Genomic DNA, 366 nt, shown 5'->3' on the forward strand with positions numbered 1-366 from the left:
TTTTATAACTGGAAAATCAGGTACCGGCAAAACCTCCTTAGTAAAAATTTTACTAGGTTTACAAAGTATTAGTGGGGAAGGTAATGAAGGAAATATAATTATTGGAGGAGTTAACTTACTAGACCAAAACCTAGATTTAAGAAGAGATATTTGCTATATATCACATCCGTCAATTCTTTTTAAAGGCACTCTGAAATCAAATTTGAAATTATTCTGTCCAAACTACACTATTGAAGAACTGATGTTAGCAATTGATAAAGTAAATCTTTCAGATATATTTCCTCATGCTTTAAATATTGAAAATTTATTTATATTGGAAAATGGTACTAATTTTTCAACTGGTCAGCGTCAAAGAATAGGAATGCT

General features: G+C 29.5%; 1 protein-coding gene. It reads left to right on the top strand.

The features are described from left to right. Window positions 1-366 (top strand): ATP-binding cassette domain-containing protein (locus C1E99_RS10615; RefSeq protein ID WP_153060193.1); only part of this gene is annotated, 366 nt, incomplete at both ends.

The sequence above is a fragment of the Streptococcus suis genome (genome assembly GCF_002964045.1).
In the GTDB taxonomy this organism is placed as follows: Bacteria; Bacillota; Bacilli; order Lactobacillales; family Streptococcaceae; genus Streptococcus; species Streptococcus suis_U.